Here is a 15,636-nt window from a genome sequence, read left to right as displayed (position 1 = left end):
CCAGTCGAAGCCGCGCACGCCGAAGGCCGCGACACTGCACGGCCGGTGAACTGTGGGCTATCCGCGCTGGTTAGCTTGTCTCGCGTGGTTCCCGGCGGCAATCGCCTGTTGCATGAATGGCATGGCGCTAAACAGCCCATCTAGCCGTTGGCGTTCGTCCGGCGCGGCAGTGACGGTGAAGTAGGATTGATTGGGCGCGTTGCGGCGCTCCACGGGTTGATCCGCATACTCGCCGAGCAGATGATTCTGAACTTCAACGGCGAGATCGCCGATCCAGCATTGAAGGCGTCCCAATGCGACTTGAAGCGGTTCCGCAAGCGCATCAAATTCGATAAGCGTATTGGCCGTGATGTCCGGTCGATAAATGAACGGAGCGGCGGCAGGGTTTCGCGCGACTTCTGGATTCTCGATAGGCAACCAACGGATAAGCATCGACTGGAACAGAAGGTTTGTGTGATGAATATCGTGTATTGCGGAATTGATCGCTATCTTGAAGATATCGAAGCCCACCAGCAGCGCGTCGTATCGCTCGATAAAGAAGATGAGTCGAACGGCCGCCTCGGCATAGCGGTTCAGTTCTCCCATGAAAGCAGGCGCCCTGTAGATGACAGGGGCCTGGTCCAGCCCGGCCTGGGTGCGATCAACAGCTATGGCAAAAGCCGTTCGGATGGAAGCCATCGTGGCCGTTGGCACACTCGCATCGCTGTACGGCCGGATGGCGCTCTGGAACTCACGATACGCCTCAAGCTGAAGATCAGCTTTGACGCTTCGCTTGTGCTGCTCAATCGCCTCACGATGTTGCCGCCGCAACTGAAGCACGATCACCAGGACACTGACTGCCGCTGCAAAGATCGTTGTGGCGATCTGAATCGACGGCGTGATGTAGTCCGTAGGCGCCTCGATGACGCGGATCGGTACACCTTGCGTTGGCGTGTAGAGCAGTGCCGGTTGCGGAAGATCGACGCCGAATGTCGTGGTCATAGGACTCGTCATGGCAAGTGCGCGGGAACTTCGACGAGCCATTCTATCGAACAATTGCCTCGCGACTCTGCAGCGTTCCCGCAAAACATCCCCGTCAGCGCCCCGACTTCAGCTGGGTCCACAACCGGTTTTCAAGGCGCATGATATCTGTCGGCAAGGGTTGTGACAGCGTGAGCGATTTCATCCTGTCAGGGTCAGGGTAGACCGCGTTGTTCTTGAGAATGTCCGCCTTCACATAGTTAAGAGCAGCGGCGTTGGCGTTCGGATAGAAAACCTGATTGGTGATTGCCGCGCTAACCTTTGGCTGAAGGATGTAGTTGATCCATAGCATGGCGGCTTCAGGGTGAGGTGCATCTTTCGGCACACCCATCAGATCGAACCACAGTACCCCGTCGCCATTCGGAATGACATAGCGAATTTCGTAGGAGCGGTGCGCTTCCTCAGCACGCCGTTTCGCGATGCCAACATCACCCGACCACGCCAGCGCGATGCAAACATCGTTATTGGCCAGGTCATTGATGTAGCCGGAAGAATTGAACTGGGTGATGTACGGTCGAATCGTCTTGAACAACTGGTAAACCGCCTGATAATCCGCCGGGTTCCTGCTATTAGGATCCTTATGCAAGTAGACCAACCCGACTGAGAACGCATCCTCTGGCGAGTCGAGCACCGAGACTCCACAGGATTTCAGCCTGGATACATACTGCGGGTTAAATAGCAGGTCCCAGCTGTCATAAGGTGCGTCCTTGCCCAGAATCTGGGTGACTTTGGTCGCGTTGTACCCAATGCCATCCGTTCCCCATGACCATGGCACCATGTATTGATTGCCCGGGTCGGCTGAGGCGAGCATTTTCATGAGCAACGGGTCCAAGTTGGCCAGGTTGGGAATCTTGCTCTTGTCGAGCTTTCGATAAACACCCGCTTCAATTTGCTTGGCGGCATAGGCGGACGAAGGCACTACCACGTCGTAACCCGACGAGCCACTCAGCAATTTGGCCTGCAAGGTGTCGTCGCCGTCGTAGACGTCGTAGCGTGTGTGAATACTGGTTTGCTTTTCGAATCCCGACACGGTGTCGTCGGCGATATTGTCCGACCAGTTGTAGACATTCAGGTCTTCGGCTTCGGCATGGTTGGCGCCCAACGTCATGACGCCCAAAGCGACAAGCGTACCGGTGATGACGGAGATGCGATGACGGATAGTCATAGTGGCCCTTCGATCAGGATGAAGCGTTTCACAGAAGACGTAATCGTTAGTTCGTGGAGTAATGCGTCAATGGCCTCCGGCCCGGACGCCACCCCACTTCCGCGAGAGCATCCAGCAAGCGGTCCGCGCCCAGCGCGTGGACATGAACACCTTGTCCCTCGGTATCGTCGGCCGCTACCAGTGCGTTGAGAATCGCTTCTTCAACCGCTTCCGCCGCAGCGACGAAGATTGACGAAATGAAATCCTGGGCTATGCTGCGCACGTGCATGATGGGCTCTCGCGCCAGGCTGTAATCCGCCGGCGGGATGCCGCGGTTGCCTACCGAGAAAGCGACGAAGATGTCGCCGCTGGCATATTCGGTACCGCCGCCCACGCGTGCGAGTCCGATGCTCGCGCGCCGCGCTACCTGATCGCACTGGTGTGGCAGCAGTGGCGCGTCAGTGGCGAGCGTCACCACGATCGATCCCATTCCCGGGACGCCTGCCAGCCGTCGGGAAAACGGCGACGGCACGTCGCGCAGCACATCGCCGACAGGGTAGCCGGCTACGCGAAGCGCTTCGCGGCGGCCGTAGTTGGCCTGAACCAACGCGCCGACCGTCCAGCCGCCCTCGTCTGGCGTCAGCTTGCGCGATGCCGTTCCGATGCCGCCTTTGAATTCATGGCAAATCATGCCGGTGCCTCCGCCGACCGATCCTTCAGGGACCGGCCCGCTCGTGGCCTGTGCCATTGCCTCGTGGACGTGCGCCGCCGTGACATGCTGGCCCCAGATGTCGTTTAGTACCCCGTCGAAAGTCTCCAGCACCACGGGCATGCACCAGTACTGGCTATCGCCAACCGAAGAACGCTCCGCGGCGACGAGCGCATCACGGACCACGCCGACACTGTGCGTGTTCGTATAGGCAATCGGCGTCGTGAGCAAACCGGACTCGCGGATCCATTCGAGGCCAGTTGCGTCACCGTTGCCGTTAAGCACGTGAGTCCCGGCAAAACATGGTTCGAACCTCGCGACGCCGGGGCGCGGCTCGATGATGGTCACGCCCGTTCGAATCGAAACTTCTCCCCGATTTTCGACCAGGGTACGATGACCGACTCTGACGCCTTGCACGTCGGTAATGCTGTTGAACGGGCCCGGGGTGCCGTAACCGATTCGAACACCGAGGTCTCTGATGCCCATGCCTTTCCTCCTGTATTGCCGAGCGAATTAGTCGGCGTGTATGCGTTGGGGTACTGCGATACTAGGGTGCAAGGCTGTGGGTGAAAATCAGGCCGAAGGGCTAGAACAATTGTGCGGCCTACCCTTTTAGGGGTAGTTGGGAGAAGTCGGCATGCAGTTTGAAGTCTCGGACGTGGCATTTCATAACCGGCTTGGACGTCTGATCGAAAAACTCGACGACAAGCAGTTCTGGCATGCGCTGACGGATTTGCTACGCGGCGTGGTCCAGTTCGACAACTGGGTGGCGGTGATCTTCTGGCCTGACAGGAAACCGCAGTTGATTGCGGAAATCCAGGCGCCTGCCTCGGGGGAAGAATTGTTCAGAGGGTATTTGAACAGCGTTTATCTTCTGGACCCTTTCTATCAATTCAGTCTGAGTGCCATTCGCTCCGGCGTGTATTGTCTCGACGAAGTGGCGCCCGATCACTTCCGAGAAACCGAATACTTTCGCCGCTATTTTTCGATTAACGTGCTGGAAGATGAAGTGCAGTTCCTGGCACCTCTATCAACCGGGGGAACGCTGTCACTATCGCTGGGCGGTAAGCGGCGCTTCAGTGCGTCCGAGATCGGCACGCTGTGTCTTTATGGAGCGTGGATCATTCCGTTGATGTGCCACGCGGTTTCCTCGCAGACAGCTGTTGCGTCGCCGAGCGTTGCTTCCGCCTCAGGGGGCGACCGTCGTGTTCAGTTCGAACAAGCGCTGCGTAAGAAATCCACCGCGGCCCTCACGAACCGCGAAATTGAAATTGCGCTGATGATCCTCGCCGGTCATTCCACCAAGAATATCGCGCGGCTACTCGGCGTCTCGCCTGCAACTGCCAAGGTTCATCGGCGCAATCTCTACAAGAAACTGGATATCTCATCCCAATCAACGTTGTTCCTGCTGATTCTCGACGAAGAGTCGGAGGCACATTGACGCGATTGCCCGAGCCAGCGCGGAATCCGGAAGGGAAACGCATGAAACGCTTCTTCCAGCATTTGACCACCACCGGCGCCATCTGCATCGCTCTGGCGACCTCCGCATTAGCGCAAAGCAATAACGAAGTCGTCACTGCCGTCTACGAAGGCACCCTTGGCTCCCAGCGAATCGGCATGACATTGATCGTGAAGGACGGTCAGCTTATCCCCGACAGCCACTACTTCTACAACAAGCATTTGACCGACATCCCGCTCACCGGCACAGCCGGCCGCAGCCTAACCCTGAAAGAACCCGGCGGCGGCACTTTCACCCTGCATTTCGAAGGAAACGGCAGCAACGGCAATGCTCCGCTTGCCTTCGAAAACAGCATCGGCTTGTCGGGAAGCTGGACCGGCCCCGACAGCAAAACCTATCCGGTAGCGCTCGCCGGCGGTGGCGGTCCGGGCCCCGCGGCCCCGCCCGACACACGCCGCTACCAGGACGTGACCGACAAAAGCGACACCGCCTTCGAAGCCCAGGCACAAGGTTTCTACAAAGCCGTGCTAACCGGCGACCGCGCCGCCGCGGCACGATATGTGAGCTTTCCGCTGAGGGTCAATTTCTCACCCACGCGACACGTACAGATCAAGACACCGACTGAGTTAAACGCTCAGTGGAGCAAGATCTTCAACGCCGCGTGGCTCAAGAAAGCGGCTGATGCCGCGCCGCATGACATGCCGGTCATACGAGGTCAGGCGATGCTCGGCAACGGACTGGCATTTTTCGGCAGCAGTGGTGCCGAAGTGATTAACGCGGGGTCTTGAGACCCACAGCGCTGGCAACGAACGCTTATTCAGAAGTACCTGGAGGCCTTAACCAGCCAGGCGTAAATCCCGCCAACAGCCAATCAATCCCCCGCCGCCTCCGGTTCATGCGACGCCAGCCTCGCCTTCGCATGCCGCATCTTCTCAAGCGTCTTAGGCCCGGCCTTGAGCGCGACCCCAATCGCGAGCGCATCCATGATGCACAGATGCACGAGCCGCGACACGCCCGGCGTATTCGGATCCACAGGACTCGCCACGCGCAGCAGCAGCGGAATATCGACCAGCCATGCCAGGCGCGAACCGACATTGGTAAGCGCGATCGTGGTCGCGCCGCGCTCCTTGGCGATCTGCATGCTTTCGTTCACCTCGACGCTGCGGCCGGAATGCGAAATCGCGAAAGCCACGTCGCCCGGTTCCATCAGGCCCGCGTAAAGACGCTGCAGATGACCATCCGTAAAAGCGGTCGATGCAATATCGAGCCGCAGGAACCGCAGTGCCGCGTCCTGCGCGACCAGCCCCGATCCCGAACCGACGCCGAAGAAAAACACCCGCCGCGCGCTCGATAACGCGGCAATCGCACTCTCGACCACCGCCGGATCCAGCGCGCCACGCGCATGGGTAATGCCGTCGATGGCCGCTTCGCCCACCTTGTCCATCAGCGTCTGCACGTCGTCGTCGCGCGCCACCGCCGTCGATGCATACGGCACGCCGCCCGCCACGCTCTGCGCCAGTTGCATCTTGAAGTCGCGCAGGCCATGCGCGCCGATAGCGCGGCAAAATCGCGTGACGGAGGGCTCGGACACGTCCGCGCGCTGCGCGAGTTCGGTGATGCTCGCGCGCATCGCGAAGTCGACGTCGCTCAGCACCATGTCGGCGACCTTGCGCTCGGCGGGCCGCAAATTGGCCAGTGCACTGCGGATGTGGGGAATCAAGTTTGGTGCGGACACCCGGTGTTCCTTAAAAGCGCCTACTCTCACGGGTTAAACGAATCCGCGTCGCAGCTTCAGCTCGAGCCGTCCTTGAATCGGTCTCGAGCAGCAACACGCGGTTCAAACCAGCCTGCGCCCGCTCTCCGTGTCGAACAGATGAATATGTTCGGCCGGCAGGCGCAGCGCGACGCGCTGGCCAGGCTCGACTTTCGAGCGCTGGCGAGTCGTCACGCACCACGTGCTGCCGCCTATTTTCCCGTACAAATGGGTCTCCGCGCCAGTCGGCTCGGTCACTTCGACTTCCATCGTGGCGTCCGGCGTCGCGCTCGTGATCTCGATGTGCTCCGGCCGCACGCCGAGCGTGACCTTCGCGCCAACCACGGCCGACGCAGGCGCTCCCTCGAGCACGATCTCGCCGCCGTCCGTGAGATTCAACGCAAGCCCCTGCCCTTGCGAGCGGTTCGCGATCGCGCCCTCGGCAAAATTCATCGATGGCGAACCGAGAAAGCTCGCCACGAACAGATTCGCGGGACGATCGTACAGCTCCAGCGGACGGCCGATCTGCTCGATGCGCCCCGCGTTCATCACGACGATGCGGTCGGCCATGGTCATCGCTTCGATCTGATCGTGCGTGACGTAGATCACCGTGTTCTTCAGCCGCTGATGCAGTGCCTTGATTTCCGTGCGCATCTGCACGCGCAGTTTGGCGTCGAGATTGGACAGCGGTTCGTCGAACAGGAATAGCGAAGGCTCGCGCACCACCGCGCGGCCCATCGCCACGCGTTGGCGCTGGCCGCCGGACAGCGCGCGCGGCAAGCGATCCAAATAGCCGCTGAGATTCAGCATCTTCGCGGCCGCTTCGATCCGCGGCTTGAACTTCGCGGACGGCTCCTTGCGAATCCGCGGCCCAAATGCAATGTTTTCGTAGACGGACAGATGCGGATAGAGCGCGTAACTCTGGAACACCATCGAAATATTGCGCTGCTGCGGTGCGAGGCTGTTCGCACGCGTGCCGCCGATCATCAGATCGCCGCCGCTGATCTCTTCGAGCCCCGCCACCATGCGCATCAGCGTGCTCTTGCCGCAGCCCGACGGCCCGACCAGCACGACGAATTCGCCGTCGTCGATGTCGAGGTCGATGCCGTGCACCACTTGCGTGTCGCCATAGCGTTTGAAGATGCCGCTCAGTTGCACTGCTGCCATGCTGTCCTCATCGTCGTGCTTCGTTGACTCGATCTCGCGCTGCTTGCTTGTAGCTTGCTCGTTGCTTGCTTGTAGCTTCCGGTGGTTCAGAACGATTCGAGCGTCAGTTCCTGCGCCATCAAACGGTTGCCAGCCATCAGCCCACCGTCGACCGGCAAGGCGACACCGGTAATCACCCGCGCCATCGGCGACGCCAGAAACTGCACTGCATCGGCGATATCGTCGGGCGTCGCGAAGTCACCCAACGGGTACCACTTTTTCAGTTCCTCGAACACCTGCGGATTCTTGTCAACTCGGGCCTGCCACGCCTGCGTCTTCACCGTGCCCGGGCAGACAATGTTGGCGCGTATGCCATGGCGGCCGAGTTCAAGCGCCAGCGCCTTCGTGTAACTGATCAGCCCCGCCTTCGCCGCGCTGTACGCCGGATGACCGAGCGCGGCCATGCCGTTCACCGAGCCGATCAGCACCAGCACGCCCTGCTGCCGTTCGATCATCGACGCGCGCACCGCTTCCACCGTGTGATACGTGCCGTTCAGGTTCAGATGAATATCGCGCTGCCAGCTCGCGGCATCCGTGGTGGCGAGCGTCAGTCCTTGCGCGGCACCCGCGTTCGCGACCAGCACGTCCACCGGACCGCGCGTCTTGACCGCGGCGGCCACCGCTTGCTGCACCGCGGCGGCGTCGCCGAGATCGACCGCAACCGGCGTGACGCGCGCCGCGCCGAGGTGCGCGGTCAAGGCCAGCAGCGCGGCAGCGTCGATGTCGAGCGCCAGCACCGTATCGCCCTGCTCCACGAAGCGCTTGCACAACACGCTGCCGATCCCGCCGCAAGCGCCCGTTACCAACACCACACGATTCATGTCCGCCCTCGCTCCTCGACCTCGCCACCCGCGCCGGCATTGGCCCGGCATGTAAATTTCCTACAAATCCGACATCGCGCGGTTCTATGCCATCCCAAAATTTGGGTATTCACACTTTCTCGCGATGCAAAATATTCCTTCCTTTACAGCATCTTAGGCACAAAACCAGCCAAGAAAAAATATCGCAGACCCTACGTGACAAGCTATTTTTCGTCATGTAGGATTTTTACAAACAATTTAACCCAAAGCGGCCGGCGACGGCAGCAGACCATTAGGAGAGAGAGATGTCGTTGCATGCCCGTGCTTCCCTCGCGCTCGGCAAAGTTGCCTTCGCGCTCGCGTTTGCAGGTATCGCCGTCGCGGCTCACGCCGACACGGTCCGCGTCACGGTCGCGCACTACAGCGATGCGACCGCGCCGTACTTCGAAAAAATGGCTCGCAACTTCGAGAAGGCCAATCCCGGCACGACCATCAAGATCGAAGACGTGAACTGGGACACGCTGCAACAGAAACTCCAGACGGATATCTCCGGCGGCGCCAACGCCGACCTCGCGATCGTCGGCACGCGCTGGCTGCTCGACTTCGTAAAGGACGACGTGGCCGAGCCGCTCGACGGCTATATGGATTCGAGCTTCAAGGGCCGCTTCATCGGTCCGTTCCTCGCACCGGGCGAAATCAACGGCAAGGTGTATGGCCTGCCGATCGCCGCCTCCGCGCGCGCGCTCTACTACAACAAGGATCTGCTCGCGAAGGTCGGCTATCCCGACGGTCCGAAAACCTGGAACGACGTGATCGATGCGTCGAAGAAACTGAAGGCGCAAGGCATTGCCGGCTTCGGCCTGCAAGGCAAGGAAATCGAAACGGACGTCTACTATTACTACGCGTTGTGGACCAACGGCGGCGACGTGGTCGGCAAGGACGGCAAGGCCGCTTTCGCTTCGCCGGCCGGCATCAAGGCGGCCACGCTGTACAAGACGATGATCGACGACGGCCTGACGCAACCCGGCGTGACTGGCTACAGCCGCGAAGACGTGCAGAACCTCTTCAAGCAGGGCCGTGTCGCGATGATGATCTCCGCGCCGTTCCTCGCGAAGCAGATCAAGAAGGAAGCGCCGAACCTGAAGTACGGCATCGATCCGATCCCGATGGGCACGACGCACGCCACCTACGCCGTCACCGATTCGATCGTGATGTTCAAGAACTCGAAGGTGAAGAAGTCGGCGTGGAAGTTCCTTGACTATCTGTTCACGAAGGAGCCGCGCGTCGAGTTCACGACAACGGAAGGCTTCCTGCCGACCACCAAGGCTGAATCGACCGACCCGGCGTTCAACGATCCGGACACCAAAGCGTTCGTCGCGCTGCTGCCGACGGCCCGCTTCGCGCCGACCGTGACCGGCTGGGAAGACACCGCGAAGGCCGTGACCGACGCAATGCAGTCGATCTACCTGGGCAAGGCAAAGCCGGCTGATGCGTTGAACGCGGCGGCTGCGCAAGCGAACAAGTCGCTGGGGCATTGATCGCAAGGTAGTCCCGCAGTAACTGGCTGAACCCGGAACGCGCACCGCCCTTGCCAGGGTAGCGCGCGTTCCGGCTGTCCTGCACCATCCGGCCCATTCCGCCGCGCCCGCCTATCCACGCAGGCGCGTCTTACGATCGAGCACGCATGAGCCGTTCCGCTTCTCCGCGCCTGCAAGCGCCCTGGTTGCTGATTGCGCCGAGTCTGGTACTGGCGTTGTTCATCATCAGCTATCCGATTTTTAACATCGTGTGGCAGTCGCTGCACGAGGTCTCGCGCTTCGGCGCGATTCGCGATTTCACCGGTCTGCAGAACTTCTATACGATCTTCAGCGACCCTTATTTTCTTGCGGCCGCCAAGCGCACCATCGTTTGGACCGTGTGCGTGGTGGGAGGCACGGTGCTGACCTCGGTGCCCGTCGCCCTGGTGCTGAATCAGGACTTCCACGGCCGCGGCATAGCCCGCACAATTGTGATGCTGCCGTGGTCCGTCTCGCTGACCATGACCGCCGTGGTGTGGCGTTGGTCCTTCAACGACGACTACGGCATGGTCAACGTCACGCTGCAGAAACTGGGCTTGATCAGCGGGCCGATCCATTGGCTCGCCACGCCGGAACTCGCGTTTCCGGTTGAAATCGCGGTTGGCATTCTGGTGTCGATTCCGTTTACGGTGACGATTCTGCTGGGCGGATTGTCGTCGGTGCCGGGCGATATTTATGAGGCTGCGCGGATCGACGGCGCAAGTGCGTGGCAGCAATTTCGCCAGCTCACCATGCCGCTGCTGCGCCCCTTCATCAATATGGCGATTCTGTTGAACGTGATCTACGTCTTCAACTCGTTCCCCATCATCTGGGTGATGACGCAAGGCGGCCCCGACAACAGCACGCACATTCTCGTCACGTATCTCTATGAACTCGGTTTCCGGCTCGGACGTCCCGGCGAAGCCGCGGCGGTGTCGCTGATCATGCTCGTAATGCTGTTCGTGTTCTCGATCGCCTATCTGCGCTTGCAGCCCGCAAAAGAAGGGGAGCCGTCATGAGTCTCAGCACGAAGATGAAGCGCTCGCTGTGGTGCTGGCTCGCGCTGTCGCCGCTCATTGTGGTGGTGCTGTTTCCGTTTGCCGTCATGCTGTTCACCGCGTTGAAGCCGGCTTCGGAGATCTTTGTCTATCCGGCGCGCTGGCTGCCGGTGCATTGGCAATGGAGCAATTTCTCCGACATGTGGGAAGCCGCCAATTTCGGCGTGGCGTTACGCAATAGCACGGTGATCAGCTTGCTGTCGACCGCGCTCGCGCTGGCCGTGAGCTTGCCGGCCGCTTACGCGCTGGCGAGATTTCCGTTTCGTGGACGCGGGCTCTATCGGCAGTTTCTGCTCGTCACACAGATGCTGTCGCCTATCCTGCTCGTGGTCGGCCTGTTCCGGCTCGCCGCGATGATTCCTTATGGCGATGGCAATCTGGTGGATTCGAAAATCGGCGTGATCGTTTCCTACGCGGCTTTCAATATCGCGTTTGCCGTGTGGATGCTGTCGTCCTACTTTCAGACGGTGCCGCGAGATCTGGAAGAGTCCGCGTGGCTGGAAGGATGCGGGCGAACCAAAGCCGTTTTCAAAGTGTTCTTGCCGCTCGCGGTGCCCGCGATTGTGGTGACCGCGATCTTCACGTTCATCAATGCGTGGAACGAGTTCGCGGTCGTCTACACGCTGATCCGCTCGCCGGAGAACAAGACGCTAACCGTGCAGGTGACCGATATGGTAGCGGGAAAATACGTCGTCCAATGGCATCTGGTGATGGCCGCGACGCTCTGCGCCACGTTGCCGGTGTCGGTCGTGTTTGCGTGGCTGCAGCGGTACCTGGTGAAGGGGCTGGCGTTGGGGGCAGTCAAGTAACGTCTTAAGGGCCAAGCCTGCCCCGACCTGATATCGGCTCTCGCCGAAACACTGACGTCACGCGGACCTTGCCCGGCCGCGTGACGTTTCTCCGCAGGCGTTATTCCGCGCCGCGCACGATCCGCAGATCGCGCTCCACACCATCGCCCAACGCTTCGAGCGCCTTCTTGTAGAGATCGCTGCTATAAGCGGCAACCGCCGCTTCGTAGGTCGGAAACTCGATCACGACCGTACGCTCGTTCAAGCCCTGCTCACGCGCCTCTTCAGCCACGCCCCGCACGATGAACTTGCCGCCGGCAGCCGTCACCGCGGGCAGCGCGAGCTGCGCGTACGCGGCCAGTTTGGCTGGGTCTTTCGTCGCGCGATATGACGTCACCCAATAACCCTTGCTCATTTGAAGCTCCTTGTTCTACGGTGAAAAAGCAGTCGCCGTCCTGCATGGCTGGCAGAACGTGACTATGCCATTGTTCGGATATTCCTGTTATCCGGTGGATGGAAGACCCAGACTCCGGCATGGAATATAAGCAGCGTAGCACGGCGAATGATCGCGCTTGATCGTGCTGCATCGTCGTACAGCGTGGTATCGCATCGTCCTGCAAATATCGGCAATTCCGGTTACGCTGTCGACAGCTATCGCCGCGCCGCCATGGCAGCAGCGCCACAGCGCTCCATCTCTCAGGAACACAATGACCCAACCGCTAACCATCGACTTTGTCTCCGATATCGCCTGCCCGTGGTGCGCGATCGGCCTATCCTCGCTCCAACGTGCGCTAGCGCAGCTTGGCGAAACGGTCGACGCCCAGATAACCGTGCATCCGTTCGAGTTGAATCCGCAAATGGGCCCCGGCGGCCAGACGATCGTCGAGTATCTCGGCAAGAAATACGGACGCACGCCCGAGCAGATCGCGGAAACGCATGCCGCGATCCACGAACGCGGCGCGAGCGTCGGTTTTGACTTCGGCCCGCGCACGCACGTCTACAACACGTTCGACGCGCACCGCCTGCTCCATTGGGCGGGCACCAAGGGCCAGCAATTGCCGCTCAAACTGGCGCTGCTGCGCGCCTATCACTCCGAGGGCAAGGATCCGAGCAACCACGACGTCCTGATAGAAGCAGCGCAGTCCGTGGGACTCGACGCCGCAGAGGCGCGCGAAGTACTGCAAAGCGGCATCTATGCCGACGACGTGCGCGCGGCAGAGCAGAACAACGCGGCAATGGGTATTCAGTCGGTGCCCGCCATCATCTTCAATCGCCGCTATCTGGTGAGCGGTGGACAGCCCGTGGAAACGTTCGTGGAAGTCATCGAACAGATTCTGGCCGAAGAGAAGAACGGGGAATCAACGGATACGCAACGATAAGCCGTTGACGTGGCGCCGCGCGGATAACCGTGGATAACCACGGATGACATTACCCGCGCGGACTCGTATGCCTGGCGCAAACCAGGCATACGGTTTCACTCAATGCTCAACGCGAGATCGATCAGAACGCGTGGCGCATTCCCACCGTGACCGCCACTTGCGTGTTGCTGGACGACGGCGACAGCGTGTTGATCATGGCATGCGAGAGCACCGAATCCGCCGGCGCGCCATGCACGTTCTGATACACGCCTTCAAGATAGAAGTCCGTGCGCTTGCTGATCGCGTAGTCGGTCTGCAGCATGCCCGTATTCCAACCCGGCGACGAGCCGTTGTAGGCGCCATGCGTGTACGTGTACGCGCCCGACACGCTCAACGCCGGCGTGAGCGCGTACTTCGCGTTCACTTCGTAGTTGTCGAGCCGCAACGAGCCGGCCAGCGTACCGGCCGACGCATCGTCCGAGCCGAGGTAGGTGCCCGTGCCGAACGAGAACACGCCCGACGCGTTGTCGATCTGCGTATGGCTCCAGACCAGCCCGACGGTGGCCGGTCCATAGGTGTAGTTGCCACCCAGCGACCAGATGCGCTGGCGCTGCGCCAGGAAGTTCGCGCTCGTATCGCCCGAGGTGACGGCGCCGCCGCCGTTGCCCGCGCCATTCAGTTGCAGGTAGCCGGCGGCAAGGTTCACCGGACCCTGCGCATAGGAAAGGCCGAAGCCGTATGAACGGTTGTTCGCGAAGTTGCCGGCCTTGTTGCTGAACGAATACATCGTTTCGAACGTCACGCCGTGGTACGTCGGACTCGCGTACTTGACCGAATTGTTGATAACAACGGAATTCGCCGCCAGGTTGTCGTTCTCGAACGGATGCGCGGCCATATTGCCGCCCCACGTGTTGGACTCCGCCGTGAGCGGTCCAACCAGGTCGTTCATCACGTCGAACTGGCGGCCGAACGTCAAGGTGCCGTAAGGATCGCTTTGCAGGCCGACCCATGCCTGGGAACCGAATCCATCACCGGAGAACGCCTGCGCTCCGTTATTCAGCAGGAAACCTTGTTCGAGCTTGAAGATTGCATGCAAGCCGCCGCCCAGATCTTCCGAGCCTTTCAATCCGAAAACCGTGTTCTGCGTTGAGCTGCTCACTTCCTGCCAGTTGCTGTGTCCGAATTGATTGTTCGTATAAACGAGACCCGCATCGATCAGGCCGTAGAGCGTCACGCTGCTTTGCGCATGCGCGGACATTGAAACGGCGCCGAAGAGCGCGGCTGTGAGTAAAGACTTTTTCATACTTGTTGGCTCCGTGTGATTGAGGAATTCATTTGCTCGATCCACCAGCGCCATGAACGCGCACGCAATACGTCCGCAATCATAGTTGCGCTATCTGCGAGAAGCATAAGTTGCTGTTTGTTGTTCATTGCGCGCTACGCCATGCCAATGGCACTGCGATGGTGCGCGCTGATAGATTGCAGGGCTTTCAAATTGATATGAGTGCACGCGGACTAACCAGTACGATTAGAAATCGCGCACGCCAATCATAGGACGATGAAAATAAATTCAGTGTCAAAAAAATAAATGCGTGGTGTCGAAAGAACAACGCGGGGGCGAAGCTTAGCGTGTTCCGGCACGCGCGGGGAAGTGTGATTCAGTGAATCAGACTTTAAGATGACGCCGCGAAGTCCCGTTTGTCTCCCCCTCTGCCCGAACGCAGGTTGTATCCCTCAAGCCAGTCAATATCGAACGTCCGTTCGCGAGCGGCTGGAGCGGCTGGAGCGGCCCCGCCCCACCGTTTCTGCCGCCTCTTCATCGCGAAACAACAAACGTTGTCAGTCCAGGGTTTTCATTAACAGAAATTGCTTTCACCAAAATTATTGTTGTCGTAGTATCCGCATTGACAACATATGTTGCAGTCATCCTGGATCGCACATCGCATGTTGTTGACCCGGCCCGGGGTATTGCCAATCAATGCGGAGAGAAATCATGGGACGTCGCGCCTTCCTGCTGTCTATCGCTGCTGCCGCCCTGTTCGGCACAGGCCTCGTTCACGCCGAGAACAAGGAACTCATCGTCGGCACCGATACATCGTTCATGCCTTTCGAATTCAAGCAGGGCGATAAGTACGTCGGTTTCGACCTCGATCTCTGGGCAGAGATTGCGAAAGACCAGGGCTGGAAATACAAAATCCAGCCGATGGACTTCAGCGGCCTGATTCCGGCCCTGCAAACGCAGAACATCGACGTCGCGCTGTCGGGTATGACCATCAAGGAAGAGCGCAAGAAGGCGATCGACTTCTCCGACCCGTATTACGACAGCGGACTGGCTGCGATGGTGCAAAGCGGCAACACCACCATCAAGTCAATCGATGACCTGAATGGCAAAGTCATTGCCGCCAAAACCGGCACGGCCACCATCGACTGGATCAAGGCTCATCTGAAGCCCAAGGAAATCCGCCAGTTCCCGAACATCGACCAGGCCTATCTCGCGCTGGAGGCAGGCCGTGTCGATGCCGCCATGCACGACACGCCGAACGTGCTCTATTTTGTCAACACGGTCGGCAAAGGCCAGGTGAAGGTCGCCGGCGCGCCAGTCAACGGCGACAAATACGGCATTGGCTTCCCGAAGGGCAGCCCGCTGGTCGCCACGGTCAACGCGTCGCTCGCCAAAATGAAGGCCGATGGCCGCTACGCGACGCTGTACAAGAAGTGGTTCGGCTCCGAGCCGCCCAAGTCGTAAGCGTCGCAAGTTGAACGCGCAGCGAGGATTCGCTGCGCG

15 protein-coding genes are annotated in these 15,636 nt (G+C 60.0%); 7 read left to right on the top strand and 8 right to left on the bottom strand.

Annotation, left to right across the window (positions count from 1 at the left end):
• Positions 1-57: 57 nt before the first annotated feature.
• The 3 genes from A6V37_RS37005 to A6V37_RS36995 form a co-directional block, all read right to left on the bottom strand.
• Positions 58-981 carry a hypothetical protein gene (locus tag A6V37_RS37005; protein ID WP_064265182.1) on the bottom strand — a complete coding sequence of 308 codons (924 nt, stop codon included), beginning with the start codon at positions 979-981 and terminating at the stop codon, positions 58-60.
• Between the two features lie 94 nt (positions 982-1,075).
• Positions 1,076-2,185, bottom strand: a complete 1,110-nt coding sequence (locus tag A6V37_RS37000) for a polyamine ABC transporter substrate-binding protein (RefSeq protein WP_064265181.1) — start codon at positions 2,183-2,185, stop codon at positions 1,076-1,078.
• A gap of 46 nt (positions 2,186-2,231) precedes the next feature.
• Entirely contained in the window at positions 2,232-3,359 is a 1,128-nt protein-coding gene (locus A6V37_RS36995) for a DmpA family aminopeptidase (RefSeq protein WP_064265180.1), read from the bottom strand.
• A gap of 151 nt (positions 3,360-3,510) precedes the next feature.
• On the opposite strand from A6V37_RS36995, the gene A6V37_RS36990 reads away from it, so the two are divergent.
• Both A6V37_RS36990 and A6V37_RS36985 read left to right on the top strand, forming a co-directional pair.
• Positions 3,511-4,314, top strand: coding sequence for a helix-turn-helix transcriptional regulator (locus A6V37_RS36990; protein ID WP_064265179.1), 804 nt, complete (start codon positions 3,511-3,513; stop codon positions 4,312-4,314).
• Positions 4,315-4,355: 41 nt separating this feature from the next.
• Positions 4,356-5,120 (top strand): hypothetical protein, encoded by a 765-nt coding sequence (locus tag A6V37_RS36985; RefSeq protein WP_082902553.1) that lies wholly within the window; start codon positions 4,356-4,358, stop codon positions 5,118-5,120.
• 83 nt (positions 5,121-5,203) lie between these two features.
• On the opposite strand, the gene A6V37_RS36980 is transcribed toward A6V37_RS36985, so the two are convergent.
• The 3 genes from A6V37_RS36980 to A6V37_RS36970 all read right to left on the bottom strand — a co-directional run bounded on the left by A6V37_RS36980 (position 5,204) and on the right by A6V37_RS36970 (position 8,112).
• A complete protein-coding gene (locus A6V37_RS36980; RefSeq protein ID WP_064265178.1) occupies positions 5,204-6,067 on the bottom strand; it encodes a MurR/RpiR family transcriptional regulator in 864 nt (287 codons plus the stop codon).
• Between the two features lie 102 nt (positions 6,068-6,169).
• On the bottom strand, positions 6,170-7,252 hold the full coding sequence (locus A6V37_RS36975; RefSeq protein ID WP_064265177.1) for an ABC transporter ATP-binding protein: 1,083 nt from the start codon (positions 7,250-7,252) through the stop codon (positions 6,170-6,172).
• 86 nt (positions 7,253-7,338) lie between these two features.
• Positions 7,339-8,112 carry an SDR family oxidoreductase gene (locus A6V37_RS36970; RefSeq protein WP_064286890.1) on the bottom strand — a complete coding sequence of 258 codons (774 nt, stop codon included), beginning with the start codon at positions 8,110-8,112 and terminating at the stop codon, positions 7,339-7,341.
• A 284-nt stretch (positions 8,113-8,396) separates the two neighbouring features.
• Between A6V37_RS36970 and A6V37_RS36965 the strand changes: the two genes are divergently transcribed.
• From A6V37_RS36965 to A6V37_RS36955, 3 genes are all read left to right on the top strand, one after another.
• Positions 8,397-9,629, top strand: a complete 1,233-nt coding sequence (locus A6V37_RS36965; RefSeq protein WP_064265175.1) for an ABC transporter substrate-binding protein — start codon at positions 8,397-8,399, stop codon at positions 9,627-9,629.
• A 146-nt stretch (positions 9,630-9,775) separates the two neighbouring features.
• The gene (locus A6V37_RS36960) at positions 9,776-10,666 is read left to right on the top strand and encodes a carbohydrate ABC transporter permease (protein ID WP_064265174.1); all 891 of its coding nucleotides are present in this window, start codon (positions 9,776-9,778) and stop codon (positions 10,664-10,666) included.
• On the top strand, positions 10,663-11,514 hold the full coding sequence (locus A6V37_RS36955) for a carbohydrate ABC transporter permease (protein ID WP_064265173.1): 852 nt from the start codon (positions 10,663-10,665) through the stop codon (positions 11,512-11,514). Before A6V37_RS36960 ends, A6V37_RS36955 begins: the two co-directional genes overlap by 4 nt.
• Positions 11,515-11,614: 100 nt before the next feature.
• Here A6V37_RS36955 and A6V37_RS36950 read toward each other — a convergent pair whose 3' ends face one another.
• A complete protein-coding gene (locus A6V37_RS36950; protein ID WP_064265172.1) occupies positions 11,615-11,908 on the bottom strand; it encodes a DUF1330 domain-containing protein in 294 nt (97 codons plus the stop codon).
• A 292-nt stretch (positions 11,909-12,200) separates the two neighbouring features.
• On the opposite strand from A6V37_RS36950, the gene A6V37_RS36945 reads away from it, so the two are divergent.
• Positions 12,201-12,872: a DsbA family oxidoreductase gene (locus A6V37_RS36945; RefSeq protein WP_064265171.1), complete on the top strand. Its 672-nt coding sequence runs from the start codon at positions 12,201-12,203 to the stop codon at positions 12,870-12,872.
• 121 nt (positions 12,873-12,993) lie between these two features.
• Here A6V37_RS36945 and A6V37_RS36940 read toward each other — a convergent pair whose 3' ends face one another.
• Positions 12,994-14,154: a porin gene (locus A6V37_RS36940; protein ID WP_064265170.1), complete on the bottom strand. Its 1,161-nt coding sequence runs from the start codon at positions 14,152-14,154 to the stop codon at positions 12,994-12,996.
• 690 nt (positions 14,155-14,844) lie between these two features.
• Between A6V37_RS36940 and glnH the strand changes: the two genes are divergently transcribed.
• Complete coding sequence (gene glnH, locus A6V37_RS36935; RefSeq protein ID WP_064265169.1) at positions 14,845-15,597, top strand: glutamine ABC transporter substrate-binding protein GlnH; 753 nt, start codon at positions 14,845-14,847, stop codon at positions 15,595-15,597.
• The last annotated feature ends 39 nt before the right edge of the window (positions 15,598-15,636 follow it).

Source organism: Paraburkholderia ginsengiterrae (assembly GCF_001645125.1).
Taxonomy (GTDB): Bacteria; Pseudomonadota; Gammaproteobacteria; order Burkholderiales; family Burkholderiaceae; genus Paraburkholderia; species Paraburkholderia ginsengiterrae.
Note: the sequence above shows the minus strand (reverse complement) of the source record. Positions and strands in the feature narration are given on the sequence as shown.